At 72.4% G+C, this 16,475-nt stretch carries 10 protein-coding genes; 2 read left to right on the top strand and 8 right to left on the bottom strand.

The window, feature by feature from the left end:
* Positions 1 to 110 precede the first annotated feature (110 nt).
* Positions 111 to 1,142 carry a 3-oxoacyl-ACP synthase III family protein gene (locus OG299_RS40940; RefSeq protein WP_327364767.1) on the bottom strand — a complete coding sequence of 344 codons (1,032 nt, stop codon included), beginning with the start codon at positions 1,140 to 1,142 and terminating at the stop codon, positions 111 to 113.
* Positions 1,139 to 1,906 carry a thioesterase II family protein gene (locus tag OG299_RS40935; protein WP_327364766.1) on the bottom strand — a complete coding sequence of 256 codons (768 nt, stop codon included), beginning with the start codon at positions 1,904 to 1,906 and terminating at the stop codon, positions 1,139 to 1,141. The genes OG299_RS40940 and OG299_RS40935 overlap by 4 nt, the downstream gene beginning before the upstream one ends.
* Before the next feature lie 224 nt (positions 1,907 to 2,130).
* Here OG299_RS40935 and ccrA point away from each other — a divergent pair, with 224 nt between their 5' ends.
* The gene (gene ccrA, locus OG299_RS40930; protein WP_327364998.1) at positions 2,131 to 3,480 is read left to right on the top strand and encodes a crotonyl-CoA carboxylase/reductase; all 1,350 of its coding nucleotides are present in this window, start codon (positions 2,131 to 2,133) and stop codon (positions 3,478 to 3,480) included.
* Positions 3,477 to 5,264 carry a 3-hydroxyacyl-CoA dehydrogenase family protein gene (locus OG299_RS40925; RefSeq protein WP_327364765.1) on the top strand — a complete coding sequence of 596 codons (1,788 nt, stop codon included), beginning with the start codon at positions 3,477 to 3,479 and terminating at the stop codon, positions 5,262 to 5,264. Before ccrA ends, OG299_RS40925 begins: the two co-directional genes overlap by 4 nt.
* Before the next feature lie 44 nt (positions 5,265 to 5,308).
* Here the strand turns inward: OG299_RS40925 and OG299_RS40920 are convergent, their stop codons facing one another.
* The 6 genes from OG299_RS40920 to OG299_RS40895 form a co-directional block, all read right to left on the bottom strand.
* Entirely contained in the window at positions 5,309 to 7,588 is a 2,280-nt protein-coding gene (locus tag OG299_RS40920; RefSeq protein WP_327364764.1) for a helix-turn-helix transcriptional regulator, read from the bottom strand.
* Positions 7,589 to 7,934: 346 nt separating this feature from the next.
* Positions 7,935 to 9,488, bottom strand: a complete 1,554-nt coding sequence (locus OG299_RS40915) for an acyl-CoA carboxylase subunit beta (protein WP_327364763.1) — start codon at positions 9,486 to 9,488, stop codon at positions 7,935 to 7,937.
* Positions 9,489 to 9,590: 102 nt separating this feature from the next.
* Complete coding sequence (gene ahcY / locus OG299_RS40910; protein ID WP_327364762.1) at positions 9,591 to 11,009, bottom strand: adenosylhomocysteinase; 1,419 nt, start codon at positions 11,007 to 11,009, stop codon at positions 9,591 to 9,593.
* An 81-nt stretch (positions 11,010 to 11,090) separates the two neighbouring features.
* Positions 11,091 to 11,951, bottom strand: coding sequence for a methylenetetrahydrofolate reductase [NAD(P)H] (metF, locus tag OG299_RS40905; protein WP_327364997.1), 861 nt, complete (start codon positions 11,949 to 11,951; stop codon positions 11,091 to 11,093).
* Between the two features lie 82 nt (positions 11,952 to 12,033).
* Positions 12,034 to 15,528, bottom strand: coding sequence for a methionine synthase (gene metH, locus OG299_RS40900; protein WP_442817622.1), 3,495 nt, complete (start codon positions 15,526 to 15,528; stop codon positions 12,034 to 12,036).
* Positions 15,486 to 16,472: a carbohydrate kinase family protein gene (locus OG299_RS40895; RefSeq protein WP_327364760.1), complete on the bottom strand. Its 987-nt coding sequence runs from the start codon at positions 16,470 to 16,472 to the stop codon at positions 15,486 to 15,488. Before OG299_RS40895 ends, metH begins: the two co-directional genes overlap by 43 nt.
* Positions 16,473 to 16,475 lie beyond the last annotated feature (3 nt).

The following is a 16,475-nucleotide window of genomic DNA, read 5'->3' as shown; positions in this document are numbered from 1 at the left end:
CTGTTTTCCTCCGGACCTGTGGCCCGCGGGCTCGCACCGCAGAACGGCTTCCGTGGTGCGAGCCTCCCCGCTCCGTCTGGAGCACCGCTAGAAGATCCGTCCACGGGGCGTCAGCCGGACACTCCTCCCCAGCGCATCAGAGCGGTACCCACCGTCATTCCGCCGCCGAAGCCGGCGAGCAGGACCAGGTCCCCCTCGGCCGGGCCGCCGTCGGCACGGACGGCGTGGTCCAGGGCGAGCGGGATGGAGGCGGCGCCGGTGTTGCCGTGCCGCTCGACGGGCAGGTGGAGGACGGCCCGGGTCAGGCCGAGCGATCCGGCCAGGGAACGCAGCATCTCCCCGTTGGCCTGGTGGGGGACGAAGTGCGCGATCTCGTCCGGGTGCACGTCGAAGGCGGTCAGCGTCTGCGCGATCGCGCCGGGCAGTTCCCGTACGACGAACTCCCGTACGTCGCGGCCGCGCATGGTGAACCAGTGGTCACCGCGGGCCACGGTCTTGGGCGTGGCCGGCATCCGGCTGCCGCCCGCGGTGACCCCGATCAGGTCGTGCAGCCGGCCGTCGGTGCGCAGGCCGGTACCGAGCAGCCCGTACCCCTCCTGCACCGGGCCGAGGACCACCGCCCCCGCGCCGTCGCCGAACAGCGGGGCGGTCCTGCGGTCGGCGGGGTCGATGATGCGGGAGTAGACGTCGGCCCCGATGATCAGGGCGCGCCGGCGCCGGCCGTCGGCCTCGGGCGCGGCGAGCAGCCGGGCGCCGGTGTGCAGGGCGACGGCGAAGCCGCTGCACACGGCGTTCACGTCGAAGGCCGCCGCCCGGTAGGCGCCGAGCCGGTGCTGGACCAGGGCGGCCGTGGCGGGCTGGGAGTGGTCGGGGGTCGAGGTGGCGACCACGATCCAGGCGAGGTCCTCGGGGGCGGTGCCCGAGTTCTCGAGTGCCCGGACCGCGGCCTCGGCCGCCAGGTCGGAGGCGGCCTCGTGCGGGGCCGCGTACCGGCGTTCGCGGATGCCCGTCTTGCGCTCGATCCAGGCGGGGGTGACTCCGGTACGGGCGGCGATCGTCTCGTTGGGCACGATCCGCTCGGGCAGGTAGGAGCCGGTGCCGAGGATGCCGATGGGGCCGAGGACCGGCGAGTGGACGCTCACGCGGCCACCGCTGAGGGGTGCGGGAGGCGGTCGGTGACGATGGCGGCGACCTCGTCGAGCCGGTCGGCCAGGAAGAAGTGGCCGCCCGGCAGCACGTGCAGCTCGAAGTCGCCGTCGGTGTGCTCGCGCCAGAAGTCCGCCTTCGCGGGGGCGCACATGTGGTCGTCGTCGCCGGTGAGTGCCGTGACGGAGGTGCGCAGCGGCGGCCCCGGCCGGTGGTGGTGGGTGCGCACGGCCTGGTAGTCGGCGCGCAGGGCGGGCAGGAACATCAGCTGCACCTCGGGGTCGTCGAGCAGCCCGGCAGAGGTGGCATCCAGGGCCCGCAGCTCCTCGATGATCTCCTCGTCGGTGAGCGGCAGCCAGTCGTCGGCGCGGTCCCGGCAGGGAGCCTGGCGGCCGGAGACGAACAGGGCGGCCGGGCCGGGGCCCGCCGACTCGGTGCGCCGGGCCACCTCGAAGGCGAGCATGGCGCCCATGCTGTGCCCGAACAGTGCGTACGGACGCCCGTCCTGCCGGGCGAGCACGGCTTCGGCGATCCGGTCGGCGAGCCGCGCCAGATCCGTCTCGTTGGGTTCGGTGCGGCGGTCCTGGCGGCCCGGGTACTGGACGGCGTGCACGTCCACCGCGGGCGAGAGCGCCGCGGCCATGGGGACGAAGAAACTGGCGGACCCGCCCGCGTGCGGCAGGGCGAACAGCCGCACCGGCGCTTGGGGGGCCGGCCGGAAGTTCCTGAACCAGGGGGTGGCGCCGGTCGCTTGCGTCATTGTCTCTCCTCGCTCGGCTCGCTCCACCCGGCGCTCCTTCGGCCGTTCTCCGGCCGTCCCCGAGCAGAGCTCCAACCCCAGCCTGCGGGCGGCGGGGCCTGCGCCGGATCCCCTGGCACACCCCTGACCGGGCGGGCGGGGAGTAGGGGTGCAACTGGGGTGCCCGGCGGAGCGTGAGCTTTCTACGTTTGGCTGAGGCGCTCCTCGACTTCAAGGGACATCACGTGGACGAGATCATCAGTGCTCTTCTCTCCGAGGACGCGACACCCGGTGACTTCCGGCACCTTCGGCTGCCGGAGAGCTACCGCGGCAACGTGGTCCGCAAGGAAGACACCGGCATGTTCGACGGCATGGCGACGGCGGACAAGGACCCCCGCAAGTCACTGCACCTCCAGGACGTGCCGACCCCCGAGCCGGGGCCGGGCGAGGCCCTGATCGCGGTGATGGCCAGCTCCATCAACTACAACACGGTGTGGTCGTCGATCTTCGAACCGCTTGCGACCTTCGGCTTCCTGGAGCGCTACGGCCGGCTCAGCGAGCTGACGAAGCGTCACGACCTGCCGTACCACGTGCTCGGGTCCGACCTGTGCGGCGTGGTCCTGCGCACCGGCCCCGGCGTGAACCGCTGGCAGGTCGGCGACCGGGTGGTGGCCCACTGCCTGTCCGTGGAGCTGGAGTCGGCCGACGGGCACGGGGACACGATGCTCGACCCAGAGCAGCGGATCTGGGGCTTCGAGACCAACTTCGGCGGCCTGGCTGAGTTCGCCCTCGTCAAGTCGAACCAGCTGATGCCCAAGCCCGAGCACCTGACCTGGGAGGAGGCCGCCTCCCCGGGCCTGGTCAACTCCACGGCGTACCGGCAGCTCGTCTCCCGCAACGGCGCGGGGATGAAGCAGGGCGACAACGTGCTGATCTGGGGCGCGGGCGGCGGTCTCGGCTCGTACGCCACCCAGCTGGCCCTGGCCGGCGGCGCCAACCCGATCTGCGTGGTGTCCAGTCCGCAGAAAGCCGACATCTGCCGCTCCATGGGCGCCGAGGCGATCATCGACCGCACGGCGGAAGGCTTCCGGTTCTGGAAGGACGAGCACACCCAGGACCCGCGGGAATGGAAGCGCTTCGGCTCGCGCATCCGCGAGCTGACCGGCGGCGAGGACGTGGACATCGTCTTCGAGCACCCGGGCCGCGAGACCTTCGGCGCCTCCGTGTACGTGGCCCGCAAGGGCGGAACGATCGTCACCTGCGCCTCGACCTCCGGGTACCGGCACGAGTTCGACAACCGCTACCTGTGGATGTCGCTCAAGCGGATCGTCGGCTCGCACTTCGCCAACTACCGCGAGGCCTGGGAGGCCAACCGCCTGATCGCCAAGGGCAAGATCCACCCCACGCTCTCGAAGGTCTACTCCCTGGAGGAGACCGGCCAGGCCGCCTACGAGGTCCACCAGAACCACCACCACGGCAAGGTGGGCGTGCTCGCGCTCGCCCCCGGCGAGGGCCTGGGCGTGCGCAAGCACGAGCTGCGCGCCCGGCACCTCGACGCCATCAACAGGTTCCGTACCGAGGAGGCCGGCCAGTGACCACCGAGCACACGGAGACCGCCCCCACGACCGTCGGAACGCTCGGCATCGTCGGGCTGGGCACGGTCGGCGAGGCGCTGCTGCACCTCGCGCACGACGCAGGGCTCGAGGTCATCGCGGTCGACACCGACCTGGACGCGCTGGACCGAGCTGCCTGCCGGCTCAAGGCCGCGGCCCAGGCACGGGCACACGACCGGGGCGAGGGGCAGGGCGGCCCGCAGCGGGCCGCCGTCACCCTGACCGGCGACCCGGCCGCCCTGTCCGGGGCACAGCTGGTGATCGAGGCCGTCACCGAGGACGCGGACGTCAAGACGGCGGTGCTGCGCGAGATCACCGCCCGGTGCGCGCCGGACGTCCCCGTGCTGACCACCACCACCACGCTTTCGGTGCCCCGGCTGGCCATCGCCTCCGGCCGCCCCGAATCCCTCGCCGGGCTGCGGTTCCTCGCCCCGCCCGCCCCCGGCGGGCCCGTGGCCCCGGTACGCCCCCCGCTGGCCTCGCCCGGGACGGCGGCCGCGCTCTACGCCCTGGTCGCGGCGCTCGGACTGCGCCCGGTGGCGATCGCCGCCCGTCCGGCCGCGGACGCGGACGACCTGGTGCTGGCCTACCTCAACCGGGCGGCGATCCTCTGCGACGAGGGCTACGCGAGCGCCGGGGATATCGACACCGCCATGCGGCTGGGCTGCGGACTGCCGCGGGGTCCCCTCGAAACGCTGGACCTCATGGGCATCGACTCGGTGCACTCCGCGCTGCTCTCCCGCTGGCGGCGCACCGGCGACTGTGCGTTCGAACCCTCGCCGCTGCTCAGCCGGATGGTCACGGCCGGCCTGCTGGGCCGCAAGAACGGCGAGGGCTTCGCCCGGTACGACGAGCAGGGCGCCGTCGTCGCCCCCGCCGGCCGGGACGCCGGTGCGGGCACGCCCCGGCCCGTCACCCGGGTCGGCGTGGTCGGCTCGGGCGCCATGGCCTGCGGCATCGCCGAGGTCGTGGCCGTGGCCGGGCTGCCCACCGTACTCGTCGCGCGCGGCGCGGAGCAGGCCGCGCGGGCCCTGGCGAACGTCGGCGACTCGCTGACCCGCCGGGTGCGGCGGGGCCGGATCACTCCCGCAGAGCGGGAGGCCGCGCTCGGCCGCCTGGAGACCTCCGTGGACCTCGCGGTCCTCGGCGGCTGCGAGGTGGTCGTGGAGGCGATCGTCGAGGATCTCGACGCGAAGCAGGCACTGTTCGGCCGTCTCGGGGAGGTCTGCGCCCCGGGCACCGTCCTGGCCACCAGCACCTCGAGCCTGTCCGTCGCCGCCTGTGCCCGGGCGGCCGGCCGGCCCGCCGACGTGATCGGCCTGCACTTCTTCAACCCGGCCCCGGTGATGCGGCTGGTGGAGCTGGTGCACACGCCCGAGGCGCACGAGGACGTGCTGGCCACGGCCCGGCAGCTCTGCCGCGACCTGGGCAAGACCGCCGTGGAGTGCCCGGACCGCACCGGGTTCATCGTCAACCGGCTGCTGTTCCCGTACCTCGGGGACGCGCTGGCGCTGCTGGAGGACGCCGACACGGACATCGCGGCGACGGACGCGGCCGTCGAGCAGGGCCACGGCTACCCGATGGGGCCGTTCGCCCTGCTGGACACGATCGGCCTCGACGTCTCCCTCGCCATCCAGGAGCGGCTCTTCGACGACTTCCGGCTGCCGGAACTGACCCCGTCCACCGCACTGGCCGAGCTGGTCGCGGCGGGTGCCCTGGGCCGCAAGAACAAGCGGGGGTTCCGTACGCACGAACGCCGCGCCTGACACCCCGCCGGCCGGGGTGGCGGCGGTCGCCGCTCAGCGGGCGCTCAACCGCACGGGACGGGGCCGAGCAGGGCGGCCAGGTCCGTGCGGGAGGTGAGCCGGAGTTTGCGGTAGACCTTCGTCAGGTGCTGCTCCACCGTGCTCGCGGTCACGAACAGCCGGCTCGCGATGTGCTGGTTGGTGCAGCCCTGCGCCGCGAGCACCGCCACCCGCCGTTCGGCCCGGCTGAGCACCCCGATGGGGTCCGGCGCCGCCCCGCCCGCGCCGGCCCCGCGCGCCTGCGCCGCGGGGGTGCTCCAGTCCAGGGCCGTGCCCGGGGCGATGTCCCAGCCGGCCAGCAGGTCCCGGCAGGCGTGCAGATCGCCGAGGGCGGCCACCGGCTGCCCCGCGGCGAGCCGGAACCGGCCGCGGGCGAGCAGGTAGTGGGCGGCCGCTCGGGTGCGGAACATCGCCTCCGGCACCGGCGTGCGCAGCAGCCGGGCCGCCCGCTCGTGGTCGCCGAGCCCGGTGGCAGCGAGCACCGCGGCGGACAGCGGCATGCCCAGCGCCACGCCCCAGGCCTCGGGCGCCAGCAGGCCCAGCGCCCGCTCCGCCGCCTCCGAAGCCTCCGCGTGCCGGCCCAGCCGGGCCTGCACCACGGCCGTGGCCGCCGCCGTCACGGCCCGGCGGGCCGGGGTGTCCAGGGCGCCCGGCACCGGCTGTGTCTCCCGCAGCAGTGCCTGCCACTGCTCGGCCCGGTCGCTCTCCCCCAGGTACAGCAGGGCGCACAGCGCCGCCGCGACGCCGGGCGCCGGGTGCTGGCGCGAGGCCACGGCCCGCGCGGCCCGTTCCCCGACCGCCGGGTCCTGCGGCAGGCCCGGTCGGGGGTAGGCGTACTGCTCCGGGGCCCTCAGCCGCGCCGCCTCCTCCGCGGCTCCGGCCTCGCCGAGGGTCTGCAGGGCGCGGGAGGCCGCGTCGGGACGGCCGTGCCACAGCAGCAGCCCGAGCGGAACGCCGGCCCGCACCGGGTCGAACCGGCCGGCGCACAGGTCCTGTTCGAGCGCCGGCAGATGGCGGACCACTGCTGCCGGGTCGCTCTCCCATTCGGCCGCGGCCAGCGAGCCGAGCAGGGCGGCCCTGCGCGCCGGGTCCGGGCACCTGTCGTGCGCGGCGGCGAGGAAGCCCGCGGCGGGCCTGGGCCGTCCGGCCCGCAGGGCGTGTTCCGCGGCCTCGGCGAGGACGTCGACGGCCCACGGTCCTGCGGAGGCCGGGTCCGCCGGATCGGTCGCGACCAGGTGCCGGGCGACGGTCTCGGCGCCGGCGCCCTCGGCACGCAGCAGCGCGACGGCCTCGCCGTGCAGCCGGGCGCATTCGCGCGGCGGCAGTTCCTCCAGTACGGCGGCCCGCGCCGCCTCGTTCCGGAACCGCCCGGAGGCGAGCAGTCCGGTGTCGGCCAGCGAATCCATCAGCGGTCCCACGGCCCGTTCGTGGACGCCGAGCAGCCGGGCGACGACGGTCAGGGTGGCGGAGCGGCCGAGTACGGCGAGCGCCCGGGCCGTGTCCCGGGTCCCGTCGGCGCGCAGGCAGCCGGTGACGGCCCGTTTGAAGGCGGTGCCGGCGACCGGGCGGGCCGAGCGCAGCGGGCCGAACTGGAGCCGGTCCTCGGCCAGGGCGTGCAGCAGCCGGGGGTTGCCGCCGGTGGCCCCGTGCCAGGCGGGGGCGAGCCGCCGGGCCTCGGCCCGCTCCATGGCGCCGCCGTACGGTGCGTGCAGGAACGCTTCGACGGCGTCCTCGTCGAGGGTGGTCAGCGCGACGGCCAGGCACCGCGGATGGCGGACGAGTTCGGCGACCGGCAGCGCGGAGCCCGCCGGATGCGGTGCCGGGTAGGGGGAGCCTGCGCCGAGCAGCATGATGCGGGCGGCGCCGATCCGGCCGCACAGGTAGAGCAGACAGCGTGCCGAGAGCTCGTCGGTGTACTCGATGTCGTCGACGGCGACGACGACCGGCGCGGCGGCGGACAGCCCGACGAGGACGTCCCGTACCGCTCGCAGGGCGTCGGCGGGTTCGGGTTCGGGACCGGTGAATCCGGGCACGGCGCTCAGCAGCTGACCGGCGACCCCGAGCGGCAGGCCCTGCTCGGCGGGGGAGGCGGACGCGTGCAGGACGACGGCACCGGCTCGCGCGGCCTCGTCGCCGAAGGCCCGGATCAGCGCGGTCTTCCCCGTGCCGGGGCTGCCGGTGACAAGGGCGGCGCCGCCCTCGCCGCGCCGGGTCGCCGCCAGCAGTCCGCGGAGCATGGCGAGCTCTCCGTCCCGCCGCACCAGTTCCAGCGGCCTCGGCATCATCGGCCCTCCCCCTGCCCTCGTTCCCGGGAAGTCTGCCGGGGCGCGGGGAAGAGCCGCTGGTGGCGGGCCTGAGGCTCGCTGGAGCGGCCGGGGACGGGCAGGGCGGCGGCCCGGGGCGGCCCGGCGGGGATTCGCCGCGCCGGACGAGCCGCGGGCCGAACCGGGCGCGGACGCCGCGGGGCAGCAGCACTGTGGCGGCCCTGCGGTCCACCGGCGGCCCGGGAACGGCCGCGGCCGCGCACGCCGGGCGTGATGCGCCGGGTGCGGGCGCGGAAACGAAGGAGCCGGGACGGGTGATCCCCGTCCCGGCTCCCCGGTTTTGTGCCCGCCGGATTCCCTCCCCGTCCTACATGGGGAGGTTCCCGTGCTTGCGGCTGGGCTGCGGCGCGTTCTTGGCGTGCAGCATCCCGAGCGTGGCGATCAGCCGGGACCGGGTTTCGGCCGGGTCGACGACATCGTCCACCAGGCCGCGCTCCGCCGCGTAGTACGGATGCATCAGCTCCGACTGGTACTCCTTGATCTTCTGCGCCCGGGTCGCCTCCGGATCTGCGGAGGCGGCGATCTCCCGGCGGAAGATGACGTTCGCCGCACCCTCCGCGCCCATGACCGCGATCTCGTTCGACGGCCAGGCCAGCGCGACGTCCGCGCCGATCGACCGCGAGTCCATCACGATGTACGCACCGCCGTACGCCTTGCGCAGGACCAGGCTGATCCGCGGCACCGTGGCGTTGCAGTAGGCGTACAGGAGCTTCGCACCGTGGCGGATGATCCCCTGGTGTTCCTGGTCCACGCCCGGCAGGAAACCCGGCACGTCGATCAGGGTGACCAGCGGGATGGAGAACGCGTCGCAGAACTGCACGAACCGCGCGGCCTTCTCCGAGGCCTCGATGTCCAGGACGCCGGCCAGGTGCGCGGGCTGGTTCGCCACCAGGCCCACGAGGCGGCCGCCGAGTCGCGCCAGCGCGCACACGACGTTCTGCGCCCACTGGCCGTGGACCTCGAAGTAGTCGCCGTGGTCGACGATCTCCTCGATGACGTCGCGGATGTCGTAGCCCTGCGTCGGACGGGACGGGACCAGGTCCAGCAGCGCGTCGTTGCGGCGGTCCGCCGGGTCCTCGAGGTCGCCGGCCGGGGCCAGTTCGCGGTTGTTGGACGGCAGCAGGGACAGCAGGTGCCGGACGTCCTCCAGGCAGCTGCGTTCGTCGTCGTGGACGAACGAGGCGACGCCGGACACGGCCCCGTGGCTGTCCGCGCCGCCGAGGTGTTCCATGGTCACCGCTTCGCCGGTGACGGCCTGGACCACGTCCGGGCCCGTGATGAACATCTGTGAGGTGCCGCGGACCATGAAGACGAAGTCCGTCAGCGCCGGCGAGTACGCGGCGCCGCCGGCGCACGGTCCCAGGATCACCGAGATCTGCGGGATCACACCCGAGTTGCGGACGTTGCGGCGGAAGATGCCGCCGTATCCGGCGAGCGCCGTCACCCCTTCCTGGATGCGGGCGCCGGCGCCGTCGCACAGGCCCACGATCGGGGCGCCCGCGGCCTCCGCCAGGTCCATCAGCTTGTGGATCTTCTCGGCGTGCGCCTCGCCGAGCGCGCCGCCGAAGATGCGGAAGTCGTGCGCGTAGGCGAAGACCGTGCGGCCGTGGACCCGGCCCCAGCCCGTCACGACGCCGTCGGTGTAGGGCTTCTTGTCCTCCAGGCCGAAGCCGGTCGCACGGTGCCTGCGCAGTCCTTCGACCTCGCAGAACGAGCCGTCGTCGAAGAGTAGTCCGATCCGCTCGCGAGCCGTCAGTTTGCCCTTGGCGTGCTGCGCCGCCGTCTCCCGTTCGCCGGGCCCGGCGACCGCCAGGGCCCGTATCGCCGCGAGTTCGGTGGCGCACTCTCGCAGACTCTCCAACTGACTCTCCTCGGCGTTCTCAGGCGGCCCATTTCAGACATCCCAGCATCGAACCGGGCCCTCAAGCCCGGCTCGAATGCGGGTGTCCGCCGCGAGGAGCGGTCAGTAGCGGTAGTGGTCCGGCTTGTACGGGCCCTCGATCTTGACGCCGATGTAGTCGGCCTGCTCGGGGCGGAGCGTGGTGAGCTTGACGCCGAGGGCGTCGAGGTGGAGGCGGGCGACCTTCTCGTCGAGGTGCTTGGGCAGCACGTAGACGTCGGTCGGGTACTCCTGCGGCTTGGTGAAGAGCTCGATCTGCGCCAGGGTCTGGTCCGCGAACGAGTTCGACATCACGAACGACGGGTGGCCGGTCGCGTTGCCCAGGTTCAGCAGACGGCCCTCGGAGAGCACGATCAGGACCTTGCCGTCGGGGAACTTCCAGGTGTGGACCTGCGGCTTGACCTCGTCCTTGACGATGCCCTCGATCTTGGCCAGGCCGGCCATGTCGATCTCGTTGTCGAAGTGGCCGATGTTGCCCACGATCGCCTGGTGCTTCATCTTGTCCATGTCCGAGGCCATGATGATGTCCTTGTTGCCCGTGGTCGTGATGAAGATGTCCGCCGTCTCGACGACGTCATCCAGCGTCGCGACCTGGAATCCGTCCATCGCCGCCTGCAGCGCGCAGATCGGGTCGATCTCGGTGACGATGACGCGCGCACCCTGGCCGCGCAGCGACTCGGCGCAGCCCTTGCCGACGTCGCCGTAGCCGAACACGACCGCGACCTTGCCGCCGATGAGGACGTCGGTGGCGCGGTTGATGCCGTCGATGAGCGAGTGGCGGCAGCCGTACTTGTTGTCGAACTTCGACTTCGTCACGGCGTCGTTCACGTTGATCGCCGGGAACAGCAGCGCGCCCTCGGACATCATCTCGTACAGGCGGTGGACACCCGTGGTGGTCTCCTCGGTGACACCGCGGATCTCGGACGCGAGCTTGACCCAGTCGATGCCGCTGCGCTGCAGCAGGCCTAGGACGACGGCCAGTTCCTCGTTCTCGGCGGTGGACGGGTCCGGGACGGAACCGGCCTTCTGGTACTCGACACCCTTGTGGACCAGGAGGGTGGCGTCCCCGCCGTCGTCCAGGATCATGTTGGGGCCGTCGGCACCGGGCCAGGTCAGCGCCTGCTCCGTGCACCACCAGTACTCCTCCAGCGTCTCGCCCTTCCAGGCGAAGACGGGGACGCCGGCGGCGGCGATGGCGGCGGCCGCGTGGTCCTGCGTGGAGAAGATGTTGCAGGAGACCCAGCGGACCTCCGCACCGAGGGCGACCAGGGTCTCGATCAGGACGGCCGTCTGCACGGTCATGTGCAGGGAGCCGGTGATACGGGCGCCGGCCAGCGGCTGGGCCTCGGCGTACTCCCGGCGGATCGACATCAGGCCGGGCATCTCGTGCTCGGCCAGGGTGATCTCCTTGCGGCCGAATTCCGCGAGGCCGATGTCGGCGACCTTGAAGTCGGTGAAATCGGCAGGGGTCTTGCTGGTCATGGTGACTCCGTTGGTGGATGGAGGGCTAGGGGGTGTCTGACGGAGGTCTGTGGGGACGCCGCGGACCTCCGTCAGACACCCCTAGACGCCCAGGTTCTGGTGGATCTCGAGCGTCGCGGTGGAGCGGTTGAGGGTGATGTAGTGGAGGCCGGGGGCCCCTTCAGCCAGCAGGCGTTCGGCCATCGCGGTCGCGTACTCGACGCCCACCCGGTGTCCGTCGGCCGGGTCGTCCTGCGCGGCCTCCAGACGGCCGGCCAGAGCGGCCGGGAAGCGGGCGTTGCTCAGTGCGGCGAAACGCTGGATCTGACGGAAGTCGGTCGCCGGCATGATCTCGGGAATGATCGGGGTCAGGCAGCCCACCGCGGCCAGCCGGTCACGCAGCCGCAGGTAGTCATTGACGTGGAAGAACATCTGCGTGATCGCGTAGTCCGCGCCCGCCTTGCACTTGGCGGCGAAGTGGCGGATGTCGTCGGTCCATCCGGGGGAGCGGGGGTGCCGTTCGGGGAACGCGGCCACGCCCACGCTGAAGTCGCCCAGCTGCCGGATCATGCTGACCAGCTCGTGGGCGTGCGCGAAGCCCTGCGGATGCGGGGTCCAGGCGCCCTTCGGGTCGCCCGGCGGGTCCCCGCGCAGGGCGAGGACGTCCCGGATCCCGGCGTCTGCGTACTGCCCGATGATGTGGCGCAGCTCGGCCCGGGAGTGGCCGACCGCCGTCAGGTGCGCGACCGGGCGCAGGGTCGTCTCGGCCGCGATCTTCTTGGTGACCTCGACGGTGCGGTCGCGGGAGGAGCCGCCGGCCCCGTAGGTGACGGACACGAACGAGGGGGCGAACGCCTCGATCCGGCGGATCGCGTTCCACAGGGTGCGCTCGCCCGCCTCGGTCTTGGGAGGGAAGAACTCGAACGAGTACGAGCGCCGGCCGGTGGCCAGCAGCTCGCGCACGCCGGGGCGCGTGGCGGGCTTGAGGCGGACGAGGGTCGGGCGTTCTGCGACGACGGCTGCCAAGGGATCGTTCCTTCCGGTGTCAGCGTGCGTTGAAGTACGTGGCCGCGGGATGGTGGATGACGAGCGCGTCGGTGGACTGCTCCGGGTGGAGCTGGAACTCCTCGGAGAGGTGGACGCCGATCCGTTCCGGCCGGAGGAGGTCGGCGATCTTGGCGCGGTCCTCCAGGTCGGGGCAGGCGGGGTAGCCGAGGGAGTAGCGGCAGCCTTGGTACTCGGTGCGGAACATGCCGTCCATGGAGGCCGGGTCGGACCCGGCGATGCCCAGTTCGCCACGGACGCGGGCGTGCCAGTACTCGGCGAGGGCCTCGGCCAGCTGAACGGAGAGGCCGTGCAGTTCCATGTACTCCCGGTAGGCGTCGGCGGCGAAGAGCCGGGCCGTCTCCTCCCCGATGCGGCTTCCGACGGTGACCACTTGGAGGCCGACCACGTCGGTCTCGCCGGACTCCTCCGGGCGGAAGAAGTCGGCGAGGCACAGGCGGCGGCCGCGGCGCTGGCGCGGGAAGGTGAAGCGGGTCCGCTCTCCGCCGAACTCGTCGAGGATGATCAGGTCCTCGCCCTTGGACACGCACGGGAAGTAGCCGTGCACGACGGCCGCTTCGAGCAGCCCGTCGGTGTGCAGCCGGTCGAGCCAGGCGCGCAGCCGGGGCCGACCGTCGGTTTCGATCGTCTCGGCGTCCTTCAGGCCCCACTGGCCCTTGAACAGGGCGCCCTCGTCCAGCCAGGAGGAGTAGTCCTTGAGCGGGATGCCCTTGACGACGCGGGTGCCCCAGAACGGCGGGACCGGGACCGGGTTGTCGACGGCGACGTCGGAACGGCCGCCCTCCTCGGGTTCCGCCACCAGGAGAGGTGTGTCCCGCTTGGGCACGCGGCGCTGCTTCAGGGGCGGGAGCTCGGCTCCGGGTACTCCGCGCTTGACCCCCATCAGGGCGTCCATGAGGCGCAGGCCTTCGAAGGCGTCGCGGGCGTAGCGGACTTCGCCCTCGTAGATCTCGTGGAGGTCCTGTTCGACGTAGGCGCGGGTCAGGGCGGCACCGCCGAGGATGACCGGGTAGTCGGCCGCCAGCTTGCGCTGGTTGAGCTCCTCCAGGTTCTCCTTCATGATCACGGTCGACTTCACGAGCAGGCCGGACATGCCGATGACGTCGGCCTTGTGCTCCTGCGCGGCCTCCAGGATCGCGGAGACCGGCTGCTTGATGCCGATGTTGACGACGTTGTACCCGTTGTTGGTGAGGATGATGTCGACGAGGTTCTTGCCGATGTCGTGGACGTCTCCGCGGACGGTGGCGAGGACGATGGTGCCCTTGCCCTCGTCGTCGGTCTTCTCCATGTGCGGTTCGAGGAAGGCGACCGCCGTCTTCATGACCTCGGCGGACTGCAGGACGAACGGCAGCTGCATCTGGCCGGAGCCGAACAGTTCACCGACGACCTTCATGCCCTCCAGCAGGGTGTCGTTGACGATGTCCAGGGCCGGACGGGTCTGCAGGGCCTCGTCGAGGTCGGCCTCCAGGCCGTTCTTCTCACCGTCGATGATCCGGCGCTGGAGCCGCTCGTCGAGGGGCAGCGCCATGAGCTCCTCTGCGCGGCCGGCCTTCAGCGACTTGGTGTTGACGCCCTCGAAGAGGGCCATCAGCTTCTGCAGCGGGTCGTAGCCCTCGGCGCGGCGGTCGTAGATCAGGTCGAGGGCGGTGCCGACCTGCTCGTCGTCGAACCGGGCGATGGGCAGGATCTTCGATGCGTGGACGATCGCCGAGTCCAGGCCCGCCTTGACGCACTCGTCGAGGAAGACCGAGTTCAGCAGCACGCGGGCGGCCGGGTTCAGGCCGAAGGAGATGTTCGACAGGCCGAGCGTGGTCTGGACGTCGGGGTGGCGGCGCTTGAGCTCGCGGATCGCCTCGATCGTGGCGGTGCCGTCGCCCCGGGACTCCTCCTGACCGGTGCAGATCGTGAAGGTCAGGGTGTCGATGAGGATGTCCGACTCGTTGATGCCCCAGTTGCCGGTCAGGTCGTCGATCAGCCGTTCGGCGATGGCGACCTTGTGCTCGGCGGTGCGGGCCTGGCCCTCCTCGTCGATGGTGAGCGCGATCAGCGCGGCGCCGTGCTCCTGGGCCAGCCGGGTGACCTTGGCGAAACGGGACTCCGGGCCGTCGCCGTCCTCGTAGTTGACGGAGTTGATGACGGCGCGGCCGCCGAGCTTCTCCAGGCCGGCCTGGAGAACGGGAACCTCGGTGGAGTCCAGGACGATCGGCAGCGTCGAGGCCGTCGCGAACCGGCCGGCGAGCTCCTTCATGTCGGCGACGCCGTCGCGGCCCACGTAGTCCACGCAGAGGTCGAGCATGTGCGCGCCCTCGCGGATCTGGTCGCGGGCCATCTCGACGCAGTCGTCCCAGCGGGCCTCGAGCATGGCCTCGCGGAACTTCTTCGACCCGTTCGCGTTCGTCCGCTCGCCGATCGCCATGTACGCGGTGTCCTGGCGGAACGGGACCGTCTGGTAGAGGGAGGACGCGCCGGGCTCCGGCCGGGGCTCGCGGACGGCCGGGCTCAGGGCGCGGACCCGCTCGACGACCTGGCGCAGGTGCTCCGGGGTCGTACCGCAGCAGCCGCCGACGAGGGAGAGCCCGTACTCGCGGACGAAGGTCTCCTGGGCGTCGGCGAGCTCCGGGGCGGACAGCGGGTAGTGGGCGCCGTTCTTGCCGAGGACGGGCAGGCCGGCGTTCGGCATGCAGGAGAGCGGGATGCGCGAGTGCCGCGCCAGGTAGCGCAGGTGCTCGCTCATCTCGGCGGGGCCGGTGGCGCAGTTCAGGCCGATCATGTCGATGCCGAGCGGCTCCAGCGCGGTGAGCGCGGCGCCGATCTCGGAGCCCAGCAGCATGGTGCCGGTGGTCTCGACGGTCACGGAGCAGATCAGCGGGACGGAGACGCCGAGCGCCTCCATCGCGCGCCGGGCGCCGATGATCGAGGACTTGGTCTGCAGGAGGTCCTGGGTGGTCTCCACGAGCAGGGCGTCGGCCCCGCCGGAGATCAGGCCCTCGGCGTTGACCTGGTAGGCGTCGCGGATCGTCGCGTAGTCGATGTGTCCGAGGGTGGGCAGCTTGGTGCCGGGGCCCATGGAGCCGAGGACCCAGCGCTGCTGCCCGCTCTTCGCGGTGTACTCGTCGGCGACCTCGCGGGCGATCCGGGCGCCGGACTCCGACAGCTCGAAATTGCGTTCGGGGATGTCGTACTCGGCGAGTGCCGCGAAGTTCGCACCGAAGGTGTTGGTCTCGACGCAGTCCACGCCCACCGCGAAGTACGCGTCGTGCACCGTGCGCACGATGTCGGGGCGGGTGACGTTGAGGACCTCGTTGCAGCCCTCCAGCTGCTGGAAGTCCTCCATCGAAGGGTCCTGCGCCTGGAGCATCGTTCCCATGGCTCCGTCGGCGACGACCACGCGGGTCGCGAGCGCCTCTCGGAGGGCATCGGCCCTGGTCTGGCTCACGTCAGCTTCCTCAGTGCCGGGCCCAGCAGCCGGGCCGATGCGGGTCCGTACACCGATGCGACCGTCTCCAGCAGCCCCGCGCCGTCGGCCTCGTAGTCCTGCGGGCCCACGGTCTGGAGGACCAGGGCCGCCATCGCGCAGCCCAGCTGTGCGGCCGTCTCCAGCGGGAGCTGCCAGCTGACGGCGGCGAGGAAGCCGGACCGGAAGGCGTCGCCGACGCCCGTCGGGTCCTCGGTGCGGACGCCGGGGACGGCCGGCACGGTCAGCGCGGGCTCGCCCTTGCTCTGGATCCGGACGCCGTCGGCTCCCAGGGTGGTCACCCAGGTGCCGACCCGGTCGAGGATGTCCTGCTCGTCCCAGCCGGTGCGCTCGCGCAGCAGCGCGGACTCGTACGCGTTGGTGAACAGCCAGCGTGCACCCGTCACCAGCTCCCGCACCTCGTCGCCGTCGAGGCGGGCGAGCTGCTGGGAGGGGTCGGCGGCGAACTCGATGCCCAGTTGCCGGCACTGGCGGGTGTGGCGGACCATCGCGGCGGGGTCGTTGGGCGACACCAGCACCAGGTCGACGGGAGCGTCACCCGGGCCGGCGAGGGACCGCAGGTCGATCTCGACCGCCTCCGTCATGGCCCCGGCGTAGAAGGACGCGATCTGGTTGGCGTCCTGGTCGGTCATGCACATGAAGCGGGCGGTCTGGCAGGTGCCGGAGACGTACACCCCACTGGTGTCGACCCCGTGGTCCTTGAGCCAGACCTCGTACTCGTGGAAGTCCACGCCCACCGCCCCGGCGAGGACCGGGGCGAGGCCCAGCCCGCCGAGCCCGTAGGCGATGTTCGCCGCCACCCCGCCCCGCCGCACCTCGAGGGAGTCCACGAGGAAGGACAGCGAGACGTGTTCCAGCTGGTCGGGGAGCAGCTGGTCGACGAACCGGCCCGGGAAGGCCATGAGGTGATCCGTTGCGATGGATCCAGTCACCGCGATACGCACGTG

The sequence above is a fragment of the Streptomyces sp. NBC_01296 genome (assembly GCF_035984415.1).
In the GTDB taxonomy this organism is placed as follows: domain Bacteria; phylum Actinomycetota; class Actinomycetes; order Streptomycetales; family Streptomycetaceae; genus Streptomyces.
Note: the sequence above shows the minus strand (reverse complement) of the source record. Positions and strands in the feature narration are given on the sequence as shown.

Excerpts from the sequence above, each read along its gene's own strand:
- OG299_RS40935 (WP_327364766.1), bottom strand. The coding sequence starts at position 1,906 with ATGACGCAAGCGACCGGCGCCACCCCCTGGTTCAGGAACTTCCGGCCG.
- OG299_RS40920 (WP_327364764.1), bottom strand. The coding sequence starts at position 7,588 with ATGATGCCGAGGCCGCTGGAACTGGTGCGGCGGGACGGAGAGCTCGCC.
- ahcY (WP_327364762.1), bottom strand. The coding sequence starts at position 11,009 with ATGACCAGCAAGACCCCTGCCGATTTCACCGACTTCAAGGTCGCCGAC.